The following is a 16,099-nucleotide window of genomic DNA, read 5'->3' on the forward strand; positions in this document are numbered from 1 at the left end:
CGGGTCGCTGCTCCTCCGGAGTGCAGAACCGGCCCGTAGGGCTTAAGTCCTTGGATAGGACAATCCGGATGTCACCCAAACGTCCCGCTAGACTATTAAGGACGCATCAAGATCCCTGACGGGAGTCGCGGGCGTCACAGGGCGCGCCGGGAAGTCTGGTCGGCAACTGCACCACCCGTGCATCCGTTGCCGCTCCCAGCCCCAGGAGGTCCCCGTGACCGACCAGCCGCCCGTCCACGAGCCGACGAACCGCCGCCGGCAGTTCCTCGGCCGGCTGTCACTGCCCGAGCGCACCTTCATCACCGACGCCCTGCGCACCGAGACGGTCGGCGGCATGCTGCTGCTGGGCGCCGCCGTCATCGCGCTGATCTGGGCCAACGTCTGGCCGCAGGCCTACCAGAGCGTGCTCGACTACACCGTCGGCCCCTCCGCCCCGCTCCACCTCGACCTCTCCCTGGCCACCTGGGCCAAGGACGGCCTGCTGGCGATCTTCTTCTTCGTCGCCGGGATCGAGCTCAAGCGCGAGTTCGTCGCGGGTGAGCTGCGCACGCCCAGTGCCGCGCTGCTGCCCGTGGTCGCCGCCGTCTGCGGGGTGGCGCTGCCCGCGATCCTCTTCGCCCTGGTGAACTCCGGCCCCGGCGGGCACCCCGGCGGCTGGGCGATCCCGACCGCCACCGACATCGCCTTCGCGCTCGGCGTGCTGGCCGTGGTCGGCAGCCACCTGCCGTCCGCGCTGCGCGCCTTCCTGCTCACCCTGGCGGTCGTCGACGACCTGATCGCGATCCTGATCATCGCGATCTTCTACAGCCACGGCATCAAGTTCTGGGCGCTCGGCCTCGCCTTCGCCGGGCTGGTGCTGTTCTGGTTCCTGCACCGGCGCGGCGTCCACGGCTGGTACCTCTTCGTGCCGCTGGCCGTCGTGAACTGGGCGCTGATGCACGAGAGCGGCATCCACGCCACGGTGGCGGGCGTCGCGATGGGCCTGATGCTGCGCTGTCACCGGGAGGGCGACGAGCAGCACTCCCCCGGCGAGCACATCGAGCACCTGGTCCGCCCGTTCTCGGCCGGCCTGGCCGTCCCGGTGTTCGCCCTGTTCTCGGCCGGCGTGGCCGTCTCCGGTCCGAAGCTGCGCGAGGTGTTCACCCAGGCCGCACCGCTCGGCATCGTGATCGGTCTGCTGGTCGGCAAGTCGGTGGGCGTGCTGGGCGGCGCCTGGCTGACCGCCCGGTTCACCAGGGCCGAGCTGAACCCGCGGCTCAAGTGGGCCGACATGGTCGCGGTCTCGGTGCTCGCGGGCATAGGTTTCACCGTCTCGCTGCTGATCAGCGAGCTGGCCTTCCCGGACGACCCGGCGCTCGCCGCCCGGGCCAAGACGGCCGTGCTGGTCGGCTCGGTGCTCGCCGCGGCGGTCGCCACGGTCCTGCTGAAGCTGCGCAACCGGCACTACCGCGAGCTGTGCGAGGAGGAGGACCGGGACCTGGACGGGGACGGTGTCCCGGACGTCTACCAGGAGGACGACCCGGCCTGGCGGGCACGGGTCGGCGAGACGGCCCGCCCGACGAGCGACGAGGGGCAGGCCCCCTCCCCCGACCCCCGGGACCGGCCCGGCCAGCCCGGCTGAGGCACCTGGGAGCCCCCTGGAGAACCCCTCCGGAAAAGCGCCCCGCAAACCCCTCCGGGAGGCCTCCGGAGCGCCCCGGCCGCCGGGACACGTCCCTCCGGCGGGGCCCCGGAGTGGTGTCCGACTGACCGGTAGGGGCATGATTCTGAGCTGTCGACAACCCACAGACGCCTCCGGACCCCCCACCGGCCCCCGGAACCGCACACCCGCGGCGGCGTCACGCCGTACAGCCGCAGAGGAGAACCGCTGATGCCCGCAGGAGCCGCAGACCCGTCCAGCAACGGCCGGGCGCCCTACGAGGGCGAGCGTTCGGTGGGGCAGCTGTTCGCGGCGGCCACCGCCGACCTGTCCGCGCTGGTCCACGACGAGATCGCGCTCGCCAAGTCCGAGATCCGGGCGGACGTCAAGCGCGGCGTCTCGGGCGGCGTCTCGCTGATCGTCGCCGGCGTGGTGGCGCTGTTCTCCATCCCGATGCTGAGCGCCGCGGCGGCCTTCGGCATCCACGCGCTGGGCCTGTCGCTGGGCTGGTCCTTCCTGATCGTGGCGGGCGCCTACCTGCTGCTCGCGGTGCTGCTCGGGATGCTGGCCTGGCGCTCGTTCAAGAAGATCGAGAAGCCGGTGCGCACCATCGAGGGCGCCCAGAAGACCGCCGACGTGCTGAAGAACGCCCGGCCGCGCCCGGCCACCCAGGAGGAGATCGACCGGGCCTTCGGCCGCATCCCGTAAACCGGCGCCCGGCAACCGGCGCCCCATAACCGGCGTCCCGTCACCGACCAGGCGCCGCCGGGGCCGCGGCAGGACGACGCCAGGGCAGCAGGGCAACAGCAAGGGGCGGACGGCGCCGCGTCGACGGGCGCCGGACCGGCCGACAACGAGTGCCGGGCACGTGTCCGACGCGCGGATGTGACACGCTCTCGGTATGCCGCTTGACCAGACGCCCGTGCCCGCGCAGCCGTCCGCCGACTCCGGCCCCGACTCCGGTCCTGACTCCGGCGCCGGGCTCACTCCCGAAGGCCCCGAAGGCCCCGGCGGCCCCGGCGCCGCCTCCGAGGACACCGGCCCCGAGGACAACAGTCCGCTCTCCGCCGGGACCTCGGCGGAGAGCGGCGAGGCCTGGAACGTCCGGCAGCCCGGCCCGTGGACGCACCGCGACCTCGCGGCCAACGGCGCCCGCTTCCACATCGCCGAGCTGGGCTCCGGCCCGCTGGTGCTGCTGGTGCACGGCTGGCCCGAGTACTGGTGGGCCTGGCGCCACCAGCTGACCGCGCTCGCCGAGGCCGGCTACCGGGCGGTGGCGCTCGACCTGCGCGGCATAGGCGGCAGCGACCGCACCCCGCGGGGGTACGACCCTGGCAACCTCGCCCTGGACATCACCGGGGTGATCCGCTCGCTCGGCGAGCGCCGGGCGCACCTGGTCGGGCACGCCTCCGGCGGCACCCTGGCCTGGGTGGCGGCGGTGATGCGGCCGTCCGTCATCCAGAGCCTCACCGTGGTCTCCGCCGCGCACCCGCGGGACCTGCGCCGCGCGCTGCTGACCGACCGCCGGCAGTTCGCCGCCTTCGACCACGTGCTGGGCTTCCAGCGGCCGTGGATACCGGAACGCCGCCTGGTGGCCGACGACGCCGAGCTGGTCGGCCGCTACCTGACCTCCTGGACCGGTCCGAACGGCCTGGACGAGGCCGCGCTGCACGCGTACCGGCAGGCGATCCAGATCCCCAGCACCGCCCACTGCTCGATCGAGCCGTACCGCTGGCTGCTGCGCTCGATGGCCCGGCCGGACGGCATCCAGTTCGCCCGGCGGATGAAGAAGCCGATCACCGCGCCGACCCTGCACGTCCAGGGCGCCGCGGACCCGGTGCTGCTGTCGCACACCGCGCTCGGCGGCGGCGAGTACGTCGCGGCGCCGTACCGCTGGCGGCTGCTGCCAGGGGTCGGGCACTTCCCGCACGAGGAGGCGCCGGAGGAGTTCACCGCCGAGCTGCTGGACTGGATCGGCCGCCACAAGGAGTGACCCGGTACGGTCCCGCCCGGTGCGGCCGCACGAACCGGGGGCACGGCCGTACGGAACGGGGGGCACGGCCGCACCGGGCGGGGACGCGGCCGTACGTGCGGTCCACGGGGCGGGCTCTCGGCCCCAACTCCCCTATCTTTACGCTCATATGACAACCGCATAGGCCAATTTCGGCGAGGCCCGGGCGGTTACCTCCACCGGCCCAGGGGCATCCCTTCCGGTATGAGTTGGATGCCCGAAAGCGGCGGCGCCCCGCGCGGCCGACGTCACAACAGCCCCCAGCGCTCCGCCCACCGGCCCGACCGGGCGGACGACCTCGGTTTCGACGGCCCCGACGGCCGTCAGCGCACGGAGCGGCGGCAGCTCGGCATCCCCCGCATCCTCGGCCGGCGCGCCCGCTGGGTGGGCGCACGACTGCGGCGCGAGACCTGAGGCCTCGCGCCGCGTCCACCGTCGGCCGGTGCGCCGGGCGCCGGAAGCGCCCGGCGGGCCCGACAGGCCCGTTCAGTTCACCGTCGTCACAGACACCGTCGCCTCAGTTCACGATCGTCGGCGACAGCGCGGTGAACCAGAGCAGGACGAAGGTCGCCACCGACATGATCGGCACCAGCACCTTGGTCTCGACGCTGTTGCCGCTGCGCTTGATCAGCACGACCTCGTAGCGCTCCTTGTGCGGCCAGAGCAGCGGCGCGCCCTTCTTGGTCAGGCAGTCGCCGAGCAGGTGCGCCAGCGTGCCCAGGGCCACCGCGTACGGCAGCCAGCCGGGCGAGTTGGGCATCCAGGTGTTCATCCCGAAGGTGCCGAGCGCGGCCAGGCCGATGACGGTGATCCACGCCTCCGGGCCGTCGCCCGGCGGGCAGAGCCGCAGCGCCCGGATGGCGAGCGCCAGCAGGAAGAAGGTCAGCCCGAGGGTGAAGTAGCGGCCCAGGTAGGTGACCCCGGCCCAGGTGCCGGCGCCCATCAGCGCGACGAACAGCAGCGAGTGGGTGGCGTGCCGGTGGCCGCCGGAGATCCAGGCCACGAAGCGGCAGAGCATCTTGGAGACCGGACCGAGGAAGTTGGCGATCGAGCCGTCGTGGTGGTCGAGGTCCGGCAGCAGGGCCGCGCCCGCGCACAGCACCGTGCCCATCAGTATGTCCGCGGGCTGCAGGGTGGTGTGCAGCAGCAGCGGGGGCAGGAAGGGGGCCGAGGCCGCGTACAGCATCGCCCCGCTCACCGCGTGCGAGTGACCCATCATCGGACTGCCACGACCTCCTGTCGGGCCCACCCCGGGACGGCGCCCGGTTGAGCCGAACGGGTGAGCGCGGCCGAGGCTACCAGTGCCGTCTGACGGAGCGACGGATATCGGCCGCTCCGGCCCGGCGCGACTCCCCGGGCTCCGGCCCCCCGGTCAGAGCGCGCAGCCCTGGGTGTCCACCCGGGCGGTCGCGGCGCCGCCCTGCACGGCGTCCTCGCGCACCTCGGCCGCGGTCAGCACGTAGCCGGTGTCCGCGCTGTCCAAGGACTTGGCGAAGACCACGCCGTACACCTCGCCGTCCGGGGTGAGCAGCGGTCCGCCGCTGTTGCCCTGCCGGACCAGCGAACGCACCGAGTAGACGTCGCGGACCACCTGGCCGCGGTGGTAGATGTCCGGGCCGTTGGCCTGGATCCGGCCGCGGATGCGGGCCGGCTGGACGTTGAAGGCGCCGTTCTCCGGGAAGCCGGCCACGATCGCGCTGTCGTTGGTCCTGGCCTCGCCCGCGAAGGCCAGCGGGGGCGCGTTCAGCTTGGGCACGTCCAGGACGGCGATGTCGCGCTGCCAGTCGTAGCGGACCACCGTCGCGTCGTACAGCTGGCCGACGCCGCCGATCTGCACGGTCGGCTCGTTGACCCCGCCGACCACGTGGGCGTTGGTCATCACCCGGTGCGGGGCGAAGACGAAGCCGCTGCCCTCCAGGGTCTTGCCGCAGGAGGTCGCCGTGCCGACCACCTTGACCAGGCTCTGCCGGGCCCGCGCCACCGCCGGGCTGCCGGCCAGCGCGGGGTCGGGGCTGTCGACCTGGGTGATCGGCTCGTGCTCGAAGGGGTTGAAGACCTGCGGGAAGCCGTTGCGGGCGAGCACCTTGGAGAAGTCCGAGAACCAGTTCGGCGCGTCGTCGGGCAGCGCGTTCTGCACCCCGCCGAGGACCGCCGAGGACCGGACCTGCTTGGAGACCGTCGGGAGCGACGCCCCGGCCAGCGCCGAACCGATCAGCCAGGCCACCAGCAGCATCGAGACGACGTTCACCACCGCGCCGCCGCTCGCGTCCAGCACCCGGGCCGGGCGGCGGCCGATGTGCCCGCGCAGCTTCCAGCCGAAGTGCGCGGTGACCGCCTGGCCGATCGCGGCGAGGACGATCACCACCACCACGGCCACCACCGAGGCCGTCGTGCCGGGGCCGATGTGGTCGAGCAGCAGCAGCGGCAGCAGCTCGACGGCGAGCAGGCCGCCGCCGAGGAAGCCGACCAGTGAGAGCACGCCGACCACGAAGCCCTGCCGGTAGCCCGACACGGCGAATGCCACGGCCGCGGCGATCAGCAGCACATCCAGGACGTTCACTCGGACACCCTCCCACGGCCCGCGCGCCGGACGCGCCGGCGGCCCGTCACGAAGCGTCGGCGTCGCCGCCCGGCAGCACCCGGGAGTGTTCGAGGTCGCCCTGGACCAGGGCCAGCGCCTCGTCCGACAGGTCGACGACCTTGGACGGGTCCCAGGGCAGCTCCAGGCCGCTGTGGTGCAGCACCCGGTCGATCACCCCGGCGGTGAAGCCCCAGACCAGCCGCCCGGCGACCGCGAAGGCGGGCCCGACGTGCCCGGACGGATGGCGCAGCCGCACCCGGTTCTCCGGGTCCGCCAGCTCCGCGACGGTGACCCGGAACACCGCGCCGGTCTCCGCCGCGTCCACCGGGCGCACCGGCGACTCCTCGCGCCACCAGCCGAGCACCGGGGTCACCACGAAGCTGCTCACCGGGATGTACAGCCGGGGCAGCTCCGCGAACACCTGCACCCCGGCCGGGTCCAGGCCGGTCTCCTCCCAGGCCTCGCGCAGCGCCGCCGCGATCGGGCCCGGGCCGTTCGGGTCGCCGTCCTCCGGATCCAGCGCGCCGCCCGGGAAGGACGGCTGCCCGGCGTGCGAGCGCAGCGAGCGGGCCCGCTCGATCAGCAGCAGGTCCGGGCCCTGCGGCCCCTCGCCGAACAGCATCAGCACGGCCGCCGGACGGCCGCCCTCGGCCGGCGGCAGGAACCGGCTCAGCTGCTCCGGCATCACCCGCTCGGCCGCCTCCCGGACCGGCTCCAGCCAGGCCGGCAGCCCGTCCAGCTCGATGCCCCGCGCGACTCCCCCGGCCTCCGGCCCGGGGTGCCCGCACCGCCCGCTCACGCGTCCACCGCCAGGTCCGCGACCTGTCCGTGGTGGACGGCGGCGTCCGCACGGGCGGCCGCCTCCCCGGGGAAGTCGGCCGGCGGCCGCAGCCGCTGCCCGGGCTGGCCGCCCATCTCGTACTTCAACAGCTTGCGTGCCTTCTCCGGGTCGGTCTCCCCCTCGCCGTACGAGGGGCAGAGCGGCGCGATCGGGCAGGCGCCGCAGGCGGGCTTCTGGGAGTGGCAGATCCGGCGGCCGTGGAAGACCACCCGGTGCGAGAGCATCGTCCACTCCGACTTCGGGAAGATCTCGGCGACGGCCGCCTCGACCTTCACCGGGTCGTCCTCGGTGGTCCAGGCGAACCGGCGGGCCAGCCGCCCGAAGTGGGTGTCCACGGTGATGCCGGGGACCCCGAAGGCGTTGCCGAGGACGACGTTGGCGGTCTTGCGGCCGACGCCGGGCAGGGTCACCAGGTCGGCCAGCCGACCGGGGACCTCGCCGCCGAACTCGTCGCGCAGCGCTATCGACAGGCCGATGAGCGACTTCGCCTTGTTCCGGAAGAAACCGGTCGGGCGGATGACCTCCTCCAGCTCCTCCGGGTTCGCCGCCGCCATGTCCTCCGGCGTCGGGTACTTCGCGAACAGCGCCGGGGTGGTCTGGTTCACCCGGAGGTCGGTGGTCTGCGCCGACAGCACGGTGGCCACCAGCAGTTGGAAGGGGTTCTCGAAGTCCAGCTCCGGGTGCGCGTACGGGTACAGCTCCGCCAGCTCGCGGTTGATCCGCCGGGCCCGCCGCACCATCGCCAGGTGCGATTCCGGCTTCCTCGGCTTCACCGCCGCCGTCTTCACCGCCGCCGTCCTCGCCACCGGCTTCTTCGCCGCGGCCTTCCGGACCTTGCTCTCTGCCATGCACGAAGGCTACGCCGACCGGAGGACCGCTCGGGGCCGATCAAGCACGGAAACCCGCCCTGGCAAGGCCTGTTGTCTAATGAACTCCGCCCGTGGCCGTCACCTGACAGGGGGAGTGTGCGGATGATCAGGGTCCTGCTGGCAGAGGACATGAGCATGGTGCGCGGCGCGCTGATGGCCCTCCTCGCGTACGAGGAGGACCTGGAGGTCGTCGCCGACGTGGAGCGCGGGGACCAGGTGGTGCCGACCGCCCTGGAGGTGCGCCCGGACGTCGCGGTGCTCGACATCGACCTGCCCGGACTGGACGGGCTGCGGGCGGCCGCCGAACTGCACGAGAAGCTCCCCGGCTGCCGGACACTGGTCCTCACCGGACTGGTGCGACCCGCCCACCTGCGCGCCGCGCTCTCCGCCCGTGCGCTCGGGTTCCTCGGGAAGGACGCCCCGGCCCGGGAGCTGGCCGCGGCGATCCGCAAGGTGGCCGCCGGTGAGCGCGTCGTCGACCCGGAGCTGGCGCTGGCCGCCCTGGACACCCGGGAGAACCCGCTGACGCCCCGGGAGTCGGAGGTCCTGCGGCTCGCGGCGCGGGGGGACTCCGTCAGCGAGATCGCCGCCCGGCTGTTCGTCTCGACGGGCACCGCGCGCAACCACCTGGCCGCCGCGGTGGCCAAGACCGGGGGCCGCGGCCGGGTCGACGCGATCCGGATCGCCGAGGAGATGGGCTGGCTGCCGACGGTGGGTCCGGATCGTTCCCGGTGATCCGCCGACCCGGAGGCGTCGGGTCACCGGATCCACGGGGCGACGGGGCGACGGGGCGACGGACCGTGCGTTTCCCATGGATCCGGCCGTGGACGGCCCACGGTGCGGCTCACCGAAGCCTTCCTTCGTCAACGAATGGAATTCCGTCCGAAGCGCCCGGAGCTAGGCTCGCGATGTCATCGAGGGCGTACCGGCGGGGGGCTGAGCCACGTGTTGAAGCTGGCCTGGCGGACGGTACGGGCCCGGAAGGCGGGCTTCGCCGGAGCCTTCACCGCGCTCCTCTGCGCCCTGGTCCTGACCACCGCCTGCGGGGTCCTGCTGGAGTCCGGCCTGCGCGCGGGCACGCCGACCGAACGGTACGCCGCGGCCCCCCTCGTGATCGGCCACGGCCATCGCCTCCCGGACGCCGGACCGCTGACCGGCGCACTCGCCGAACTGCCCGGCGTCTCGGCCGCCCTCCCCGAGCTCTCCTTCCCGGCGGCCGTGGCCACCGCCGACGGGCGGGTCCTGTCCGGACCGCAGGGCGGCCCCTCGCTCGGGCACTCCTGGACGAGCGCCGCCCTCGCCCCGTTCCGGCTGGCCTCCGGCCGCGCCCCGGCCGGACCGGACGAGGTGGTCCTCGACACCGCGACGGCCGCCCGCGCCGGGGTCGCGCCCGGCGGCACCGTACGGCTGGCCACCACCGGGGCGCCGCGCGACTACACCGTGTCCGGACTGGCCGCGCCGCCAAGGGAGTTGTCCCGCCAGAGCGCGCTCTTCTTCAGCCCCGGGCAGGCCGCCCGGCTCGCCGGGACGACGACCGGCGCGGACGCGATCGGCATCACCGTCACGGAGGGGACCGACCTGCGGGCACTGGCCGGGCAGGCCCGGCGGGCGCTCGCCGAGGCGCGGGCCCGCGACGGCGAGGCGGACTGGTCCGGGCCCCGGGTGCACACCGGCGACGAGCGCGGCGAGCTGGAGCTCACCGGCACGTCCGGGCCCGGGGACGCCCTCTCCTCGCTCGCCGGGACGATGGGCGTCCTGTCGCTGCTCGTCTCGACCTTCGTGGTGGCCGGGGCGCTCGCGCTCTCCGTCCAGCAGCGGCTGCGCGAGATGGCCCTGCTGCGGGCGGTCGGCGCCACCACCGGGCAGGTGCGGCGGATGGTCGCGCTGGAGACGCTGCTGCTGACCCTCGCGGCCGCGGTCGTCGGCCTCCCGGCCGGGACCGGCCTCGCCGCACTGCTGCGGGGCGTACTGGTCGACCGCGGGGTGGTCGGCCCGGACGTGCCGCTGCACATCGGGCCGACCGCCCCACTGGTCGTCCTCGGCGGCACCGTCATCACCGCCCAGCTGGCCGTCCGGGCCGCCGCGCGCCGGGCCTCCCGGGTCGAACCCACCCGGGCGCTGCGCGACGCCTCGGCGCCGCCGCCGCGGATCGGCCGGCTCCGTGCCTGCCTCGGGCTGGCGACGCTCGCCGTCTGCGGCGTGGTGCTGGCCCACTCGACGGGCGGCCGCGACGGGGCCGGTACGGCCGAGGGCATGGTGGTGCCGCTGCTGCTCGGGGTGGCCCTGCTCGGGCCGCTGATCGGCCGGGTCGCCGGTGTGGTGATCGGCGGGCCGGTGGGCCTGCTCTTCCCGGTCGCCGGGTTCCTCGCCTCCGCCTCCCTGCGGGCCCAGCCCCGCCGCTTCGCGGCCGCCGTCACCCCGCTGGTGCTGGCGGTGGCCTTCAACGGCAGCATGCTGCTCGTCCCGGTCGTCAAGGCGCAGGCCGGCGCCGCCGAGGAGGGCCGGCGGCTGCTGGCCGACCACGTGGCCCAGGCGAGGGGCATCGGACTGCCGACGGAGTTCACGGAAGCCGTCCGCGGGTTGCCCGGCGTCGCGGCGGCCGGCGGCCTGGTCCCCGGCTTCGTCATGGTGTCCTCGGGCTCCGCGGCGGACGGCGGCGGCGTCGCCGGGGCGGACGCCCGGATCGTGGACCCGCAGGGGCTGGAACAGCTGCTCGACCCCGGGGTGACGGCCGGCTCGCTGGACCGGCTGCGCGGCGAGAGCATCGCCCTGGGGCGGCGGACGGCCTCCCGCCTCAAGGTCGGCGTCGGGGCCCCGGTCCGGATCCGCTGGGATGACGGCAGCGACAGCACCGCCACGGTGGCGGCCGTCTACGAGCGCGAGGACCGCTTCGCCGACGCGTTGCTGCCCACCGGATTCGCCGCCGCCCACCTGCCGGACCTGCTCGCGGCGACCGTACTGGTCCGCACCGCCCCCGGCGCCGACCCCGGGCAGGTGACCCGGGAACTCCAGGGGCTCACCCCGGCCTACCCGATGGCCCGGATCAGCGACCGGGCCGACTACGACGCGGCACGCCGGCACCAGCAGGAGGCGGCCACCGCGGTGGCCCGGCTGCTGCTCGGCGTCATCAGCCTGTTCACCGCCATCTCCGTCGTCAACACCATGGTGATGGCCACGTCCGAACGGCTGCGCGAGTTCGCGCTGCTGCGGATGGTGGGGACCACGCGCCGCCAGGTGCTGCGGATGATGGCCTGGGAGGGCGGGATCACGGTCGCCGTGGCGCTCCTCCTCGGCGCGGCGGTCACCGCCGCCGTCCTGGTCCCGGTCGGCCTGGCGCTCGGCGGCCCGGCCTGGCCCGCGCCGCCCGGGAGTTGGGTGGCCGCGGTGCTGGGCGGGGCGGCGCTGCTGGGGGCGGGCACCGTCCTGCTGACCACCTGGCTGGCCCTGCGGCGGGAGCCGACCGAGGCGATGGGGATGCGCGAATAGCCGGGCCGCGTGGACCTGTCGGCCGTACCGGGCAGGCGGACCGCGGTCAGGCGGCGCGGGCGGCCGACCGGGCGGGCGCGGCCTCGACGACGGCCGCGAGGTGGAACCAGCCCGCTCCGTCCCGCTCGGCGGTCAGCCGGCCGCCGACCGACCGCAGCCGCTCGGTGAGGTTCCCGATGCCGCGCCCGCCGCCCGGTTCGCGCGCTACGCCGCCGGGTTCGTCCGGACCTTCGCCCAACTCGCCTGGCACGTCGCCGGTTTCGTCCGGAACGCCGTCGTTGGAGACCACCAGGCGCACCGTGCCGAGGTCGTCCCGGCCCGCCCGGATCCCGCAGCGCCGGGCCGTGCTGTGCCGGAGCAGGTTGGTGACCGCCTCGCGCAGCACGGTGGCCAGCACCGCGTCGAGTTCGGGCCGCAACCCCTCGCAGTCCAGGTCGGCCTCGACCTCGATCCCGGCCGCCCGCAGCGCCGCGACCGCCGAACGCGCCTCCCGCGCCAGGGACATCCGGACGTCGCCGCTGGAGAGCCGGCGGGTGTCCGCCATCGCCTGCCGCACCAGCGCCAGCACCTCGGCGAGCTCCACACGGGCCCGCTCCGGGTGCTCCGCGGCCAGCCGCTCGACGAGCTGGCACTTCAGCGCCGCCACCGAGAGGCTGGAGCCGAGCAGGTCGTGCAGGTCGCGCGCGAAGCGCAGCCGCTCCCGGTCCACCGCGAGCTCGGCCAGCTCGGTCCGGGCCGCCCGCAACTCGGCGATCAGGTCGGCGAGTCGGGCCACCCCGTACACCACGATGCCACCCACGACGATGGACACCGACGCGTTGACGCACTGGCCGGTGTTCCCGCCCAGCGCCGCGCAGAGCGGGTACTGGGCGACCACCAGCGCGGCGGCCAGCGCCCAGGAGCGCGGCGCCGCGACGGTCAGCAGCACCGATCCGGCGAACGAACCGGGGATGCCGACCCACGTCCCGTCGAGGAGCAGGAAGGGCAGGTAGGTGAGCACCCCGTGGGCGACCAGGCTCCACGGCCACCAGTGCCGCGCCAGGCGCCACGGGCCGGCGTGCCCGATCTGGAAGCCGAGCAGGACCAACAGGAGGGCGACGGCGGGCAGTTGGTAGGCCAGACCGTCGTGGTTGCGGACCGTGGCCACCGCCGAGGCGGCGCAGAAGCCGATAGCGGTCATGACCACGATGCCCCGGGTGAGCCGCGTGAGGGGGTCGGCCGAGCCGCCCGGGCGCTTCGGCCGGAGACGATCGCCGCCGGTTCGGTCCGCGCTGTGGCCCAAGGGGAGCTCCCGGTAGACGACTCGACACGCCGCACGCGACGTACGGAGCCCGCTTCGTACCCGACGCGCCCCCGTACACCGCACCGCGAGCATACGTTCCCACCGGAGCAGCGCCGTTGACGCTTCGTCGGAGTCCGTCGAGCCGGCAGCCGGGGCCCGTCGGCTCAGCCCGGGGTGCGGCCGATCGTCCCCTCCAGGCTGTTCAGCAGGCCGCTGAGGGCCTCGGCGAGCCGGTCCTGCTCGGCGGGGGTGAGGCCGGCCAGCAGGGCGCGGTCGTGGGCGACCAGCTCCTGGATCAGCCCGTCCACCAGGGTGCGGCCCTGCTCGGTGAGCGCGAGGTGGGCGACCCGGCGGTCCCGGTCGTCGGTGCGGCGGCTGACCAGGCCGCGCTCCTCCAGCAGCCGCAGCCGCTTGGTGACGGCCGCGCCGGAGGCGAAGCTCTCCCGGGCGAGCTGGGTGGGGGTCAGTTCGCGGTCGAGGCGGAGCAGGGCGCCGAGGATGTCGAACTCGGCGCGGGTGAGGCCGGCCCGGGTGAGCGGGTCGGGGGTCTGCTGGAGCAGGGCGGCGCAGCGGTTGATCCGGCCGAGGACGGCGATCGGACCGGTGTCCAGCCCCGGGTAGGCCCGCTCCCACTGGCGCAGCACACCTGCGACGACGTCCTCCACGCGTGCTGCTCCCGTTCTGCGGCCTGCCGGTCGGCTTCGACCCTGTCGATCCTAGGGCGTGTCCGGCTGGTCCCCTCGGCCGCGGCGTTCCAACAGGGCGGCCAGCAGGTGGTGGGACCGCTGCTCGGCGGCGGCGGCGCGCTGGTGCGGGAGGGCGGGGCGGCGCCACTCGCCGGCGGCGGTATCGGTGGCCTCGCGCAGTTCCAGCAGCGCGGCGGCGAGGCCGGTGCGGGCGGCGCGCGCTTCCGGGGCGCTCGCGGCGGAGACGCCGGAGACGGCGGCCAGGGCCCGGTGGCCGGCGGCCTCGGCTCCGGCCAGGGCGTGGGTCAGCCGGGTGGCGGTGCGGCGGTTGGTGACCAGCAGGCAGGCCGCGAGGCCGGTGAGCGCGCCGACGCAGGTGTCCAGCCAGCGGTCGGCGACCAGCGTCCCGACCGGCTGCGGGCCCGCGAACTCCGTCATCAGCAGCGCCATCGGGGTCACGAAGACCGTCGCCAGCCAGTAGCTGCGGGCGATCGTCGCCTCGGCCCCGAACTGGCAGAGCAGCCCGAGCCCGATCAGCGCCACCGGGCCCGAGTGGGCGACGGGCAGCGCGGCGGTGAACAGCAGCAGGCCGAGCAGGTTGCCCAGGACCCGCTGCAGCGCGCGCTGCCAGGACAGCGTGCTGTTGGCCTGGAACACCGAGGCGGCGGTGACCACCGCCCAGTACGGCCGGCCGACGCCGAGCGCCAGCGAGAGCCACCCGGCGGCGGCGCAGCCGACCGCGACCCGCAGCGCGATCGGCAGCAGCGCCGAACCCGGTCGCAGCGCCCGCCGCAGCGGTGGCCGGGGGCCGGGCCGGCGGGCGGCCGCGGCCTCCGTCTCCGCCGCCTCCGCCTCGGTGAGGTCGGGCGACGGCAGCGGGCGGCCGCGCCGGAGCTCGCGGGCCCGGTCGAGGTACCACCCGGCGTCCTCGGGCCGGGCCGGTCCAACGAGCGCGGCCTCCGCGCGGACCAGCAGCCGCTCGGGCGCGTCGCCGAGGGCGCGCCGCCGGGCGGGGGCGGAGAGCGCGAGGCTCTGCCGGGCCGCCTCGACCGCGCCGACCAGGGCGGTACGGGCGGCGGCGTCCGGCCGGCCGGGACCGGTCCGCAGCAGCCGGGCCGCGGCCTCCAGAGCGCGGGCGGTGGCGATCCGCTCGGGCCCGTACGGGCGCACCAGGGCCGGGGCCATGCAGACCAGCCAGGCCAGTGCGGCGCCGAGCGCGGTGAGCGCCAGGTGCGGCGGGACCTCGCCGAGCCGCTGCGGGAGGAAGGCGCAGCTGGAGGAGGTGAAGGTGATGATCAGACTGCCGGGCGGGCCGACCCGGGCGGCGTCGCAGAACAGCTTGTGCAGGGCGGCGAGCACCGCCGCGACCGCGACCAGGACGGCGGCGTCGCGGGTCAGCGCGGCGGCGGTGAGGGCGGCACCGGTGCTGAGCACGGTCCCGAGCAACACGCCGACCAGCATCCGGGCCCGGGCCCGGTACGGCAGGCCGTGCCCGTACAGCGCGCCCAGGCCGCCGGCCGAGGTGTAGAGGGCGAGGTCGAGCCGGCCGAGGCCGAGCAGGGTGAGGTTGAGCGCGCCGAGGGTGACCACGGCGCTGAGCGCGGGCTTGTGCCAGCCGTCCCCGGCCGGACCGACCCGAAGTGCCTGGCGGAACTGGGCGGTGGTGACCATGCAAAAAGATTAACAGGTAATTTATCCGTGAAATATATGTCCGCGGTGCCGCGCACCGGACACCCACACGGCGAGGGCAATTCCCTGTTCGAGTCGGACGGACAAGAGTTCGACCGACAACCGTCGGAGGCCTCCCGTTCCCGGGCCCGACCCGTGGTCCGCCGGTACGAATGGCCCCGCACGGCACACCCCGACACACCCCCTCCTCATATGATCGGAGCGACATGCGCCATGCTTGGTGATGCAGAACACTGAACGGAACTTGCGCCGGACGGCCCACCCGCCGTACGGCCGAGAAGGAGGAAGCACGTGGACGACGTTCTGCGGCGCGCCGCACTCTTCGCGGCACTCGACGACGAACAGGCCGGCGAGCTGCGCGCTTCCATGACCGAGGTCACCCTCGCCCGTGGGGAGTCGCTGTTCCACGAGGGCGACCCGGGCGACCGGCTGTACGTCGTGGCGGAGGGCAAGGTCAAGCTGCACCGCGCCTCCCCGGACGGCCGCGAGAACATGCTCGCCGTGCTCGGCCCCAGCGAGATGATCGGCGAGCTGTCGCTGTTCGACCCGGGCCCGCGCACCGCGACCGCCAGCGCGCTGACCGAGGTCAAGCTGCTGGGCCTCGGCCACGGCGACCTCCAGCCCTGGCTGCACGCCCGCCCCGAGGTCTCCATCGCGCTGCTGCGGGCCATCGCCCGCCGCCTGCGCCGCACCAACGACGTGATGTCCGACCTGGTCTTCTCCGACGTGCCCGGCCGCGTCGCCAAGGCCCTGCTGGACCTCTCCCGCCGGTTCGGCGTGCAGTCCGAGGAGGGCATCCACGTCGCCCACGACCTCACCCAGGAGGAGCTGGCCCAGCTGGTCGGCGCCTCCCGCGAGACGGTCAACAAGGCGCTCGCCGACTTCGCCGGCCGCGGCTGGCTGAAGCTGGAGGCCCGCGCGGTGGTCCTGCTGGACGTCGAGCGGCTGTCGCGCCGCTCGCGCTGACACCAGCGAACCCGTGAACGCGGAAGGGCCCGTCCGATCCGGACGGGCC

The 16,099-nt window shown here is 74.8% G+C and carries 14 protein-coding genes; 7 read left to right on the forward strand and 7 right to left on the reverse strand.

All coding sequences use genetic code 11. From position 1 onward, the window contains the following. Positions 1 to 214 precede the first annotated feature (214 nt). The 4 genes from nhaA (at position 215) to ACFCY1_RS29440 (ending at position 4,064) form a co-directional block, all read left to right on the forward strand. Positions 215 to 1,621 (forward strand): Na+/H+ antiporter NhaA, encoded by a 1,407-nt coding sequence (gene nhaA, locus ACFCY1_RS29425; protein ID WP_375876584.1) that lies wholly within the window; start codon positions 215 to 217, stop codon positions 1,619 to 1,621. A 249-nt stretch (positions 1,622 to 1,870) separates the two neighbouring features. Next, positions 1,871 to 2,347, forward strand: coding sequence for a phage holin family protein (locus ACFCY1_RS29430; protein ID WP_049652144.1), 477 nt, complete (start codon positions 1,871 to 1,873; stop codon positions 2,345 to 2,347). A gap of 193 nt (positions 2,348 to 2,540) precedes the next feature. Beyond that, positions 2,541 to 3,632 (forward strand): alpha/beta fold hydrolase, encoded by a 1,092-nt coding sequence (locus tag ACFCY1_RS29435; protein ID WP_049652145.1) that lies wholly within the window; start codon positions 2,541 to 2,543, stop codon positions 3,630 to 3,632. Between the two features lie 231 nt (positions 3,633 to 3,863). After that, entirely contained in the window at positions 3,864 to 4,064 is a 201-nt protein-coding gene (locus ACFCY1_RS29440; protein WP_049652146.1) for a hypothetical protein, read from the forward strand. A 103-nt stretch (positions 4,065 to 4,167) separates the two neighbouring features. Here the strand turns inward: ACFCY1_RS29440 and ACFCY1_RS29445 are convergent, their stop codons facing one another. From ACFCY1_RS29445 to nth, 4 genes are all read right to left on the reverse strand, one after another. Next, on the reverse strand, positions 4,168 to 4,869 hold the full coding sequence (locus tag ACFCY1_RS29445; protein WP_049652147.1) for a metal-dependent hydrolase: 702 nt from the start codon (positions 4,867 to 4,869) through the stop codon (positions 4,168 to 4,170). A gap of 153 nt (positions 4,870 to 5,022) precedes the next feature. After that, a complete protein-coding gene (locus ACFCY1_RS29450) occupies positions 5,023 to 6,210 on the reverse strand; it encodes a MarP family serine protease (RefSeq protein WP_049652148.1) in 1,188 nt (395 codons plus the stop codon). 46 nt (positions 6,211 to 6,256) lie between these two features. Continuing rightward, positions 6,257 to 7,030, reverse strand: coding sequence for a CoA pyrophosphatase (locus tag ACFCY1_RS29455; RefSeq protein ID WP_049652149.1), 774 nt, complete (start codon positions 7,028 to 7,030; stop codon positions 6,257 to 6,259). Then, a complete protein-coding gene (nth, locus tag ACFCY1_RS29460; RefSeq protein WP_375876585.1) occupies positions 7,027 to 7,920 on the reverse strand; it encodes an endonuclease III in 894 nt (297 codons plus the stop codon). Before nth ends, ACFCY1_RS29455 begins: the two co-directional genes overlap by 4 nt. Before the next feature lie 123 nt (positions 7,921 to 8,043). Between nth and ACFCY1_RS29465 the strand changes: the two genes are divergently transcribed. After that, positions 8,044 to 8,676: a DNA-binding response regulator gene (locus tag ACFCY1_RS29465; protein WP_049652150.1), complete on the forward strand. Its 633-nt coding sequence runs from the start codon at positions 8,044 to 8,046 to the stop codon at positions 8,674 to 8,676. Positions 8,677 to 8,886: 210 nt separating this feature from the next. Continuing rightward, positions 8,887 to 11,427, forward strand: coding sequence for an ABC transporter permease (locus tag ACFCY1_RS29470; protein ID WP_375876586.1), 2,541 nt, complete (start codon positions 8,887 to 8,889; stop codon positions 11,425 to 11,427). 46 nt (positions 11,428 to 11,473) lie between these two features. On the opposite strand, the gene ACFCY1_RS29475 is transcribed toward ACFCY1_RS29470, so the two are convergent. The 3 genes from ACFCY1_RS29475 to ACFCY1_RS29485 all read right to left on the reverse strand — a co-directional run bounded on the left by ACFCY1_RS29475 (position 11,474) and on the right by ACFCY1_RS29485 (position 15,066). After that, positions 11,474 to 12,607 (reverse strand): sensor histidine kinase, encoded by a 1,134-nt coding sequence (locus ACFCY1_RS29475; RefSeq protein ID WP_375876587.1) that lies wholly within the window; start codon positions 12,605 to 12,607, stop codon positions 11,474 to 11,476. Positions 12,608 to 12,873: 266 nt separating this feature from the next. Continuing rightward, a complete protein-coding gene (locus ACFCY1_RS29480) occupies positions 12,874 to 13,374 on the reverse strand; it encodes a MarR family winged helix-turn-helix transcriptional regulator (protein ID WP_049659810.1) in 501 nt (166 codons plus the stop codon). A gap of 51 nt (positions 13,375 to 13,425) precedes the next feature. Then, positions 13,426 to 15,066, reverse strand: coding sequence for an FUSC family protein (locus ACFCY1_RS29485; RefSeq protein WP_375876588.1), 1,641 nt, complete (start codon positions 15,064 to 15,066; stop codon positions 13,426 to 13,428). 309 nt (positions 15,067 to 15,375) lie between these two features. On the opposite strand from ACFCY1_RS29485, the gene ACFCY1_RS29490 reads away from it, so the two are divergent. Continuing rightward, entirely contained in the window at positions 15,376 to 16,050 is a 675-nt protein-coding gene (locus ACFCY1_RS29490; protein WP_030288117.1) for a Crp/Fnr family transcriptional regulator, read from the forward strand. Positions 16,051 to 16,099 lie beyond the last annotated feature (49 nt).

The sequence above is a fragment of the Kitasatospora sp. NPDC056273 genome (genome assembly GCF_042268845.1).
Taxonomy (GTDB): Bacteria; Actinomycetota; Actinomycetes; order Streptomycetales; family Streptomycetaceae; genus Kitasatospora.

What these genes read in the sequence shown, in the direction of transcription:
- ACFCY1_RS29485 (WP_375876588.1), bottom strand. Translation starts at nt 15,066, where the DNA reads ATGGTCACCACCGCCCAGTTCCGCCAGGCACTTCGGGTCGGTCCGGCC.
- ACFCY1_RS29430 (WP_049652144.1), top strand. Translation starts at nt 1,871, where the DNA reads ATGCCCGCAGGAGCCGCAGACCCGTCCAGCAACGGCCGGGCGCCCTAC.
- ACFCY1_RS29475 (WP_375876587.1), bottom strand. Translation starts at nt 12,607, where the DNA reads ATGACCGCTATCGGCTTCTGCGCCGCCTCGGCGGTGGCCACGGTCCGC.
- ACFCY1_RS29435 (WP_049652145.1), top strand. Translation starts at nt 2,541, where the DNA reads ATGCCGCTTGACCAGACGCCCGTGCCCGCGCAGCCGTCCGCCGACTCC.
- ACFCY1_RS29445 (WP_049652147.1), bottom strand. Translation starts at nt 4,869, where the DNA reads ATGATGGGTCACTCGCACGCGGTGAGCGGGGCGATGCTGTACGCGGCC.
- ACFCY1_RS29440 (WP_049652146.1), top strand. Translation starts at nt 3,864, where the DNA reads ATGCCCGAAAGCGGCGGCGCCCCGCGCGGCCGACGTCACAACAGCCCC.
- ACFCY1_RS29465 (WP_049652150.1), top strand. Translation starts at nt 8,044, where the DNA reads ATGATCAGGGTCCTGCTGGCAGAGGACATGAGCATGGTGCGCGGCGCG.
- nth (WP_375876585.1), bottom strand. Translation starts at nt 7,920, where the DNA reads ATGGCAGAGAGCAAGGTCCGGAAGGCCGCGGCGAAGAAGCCGGTGGCG.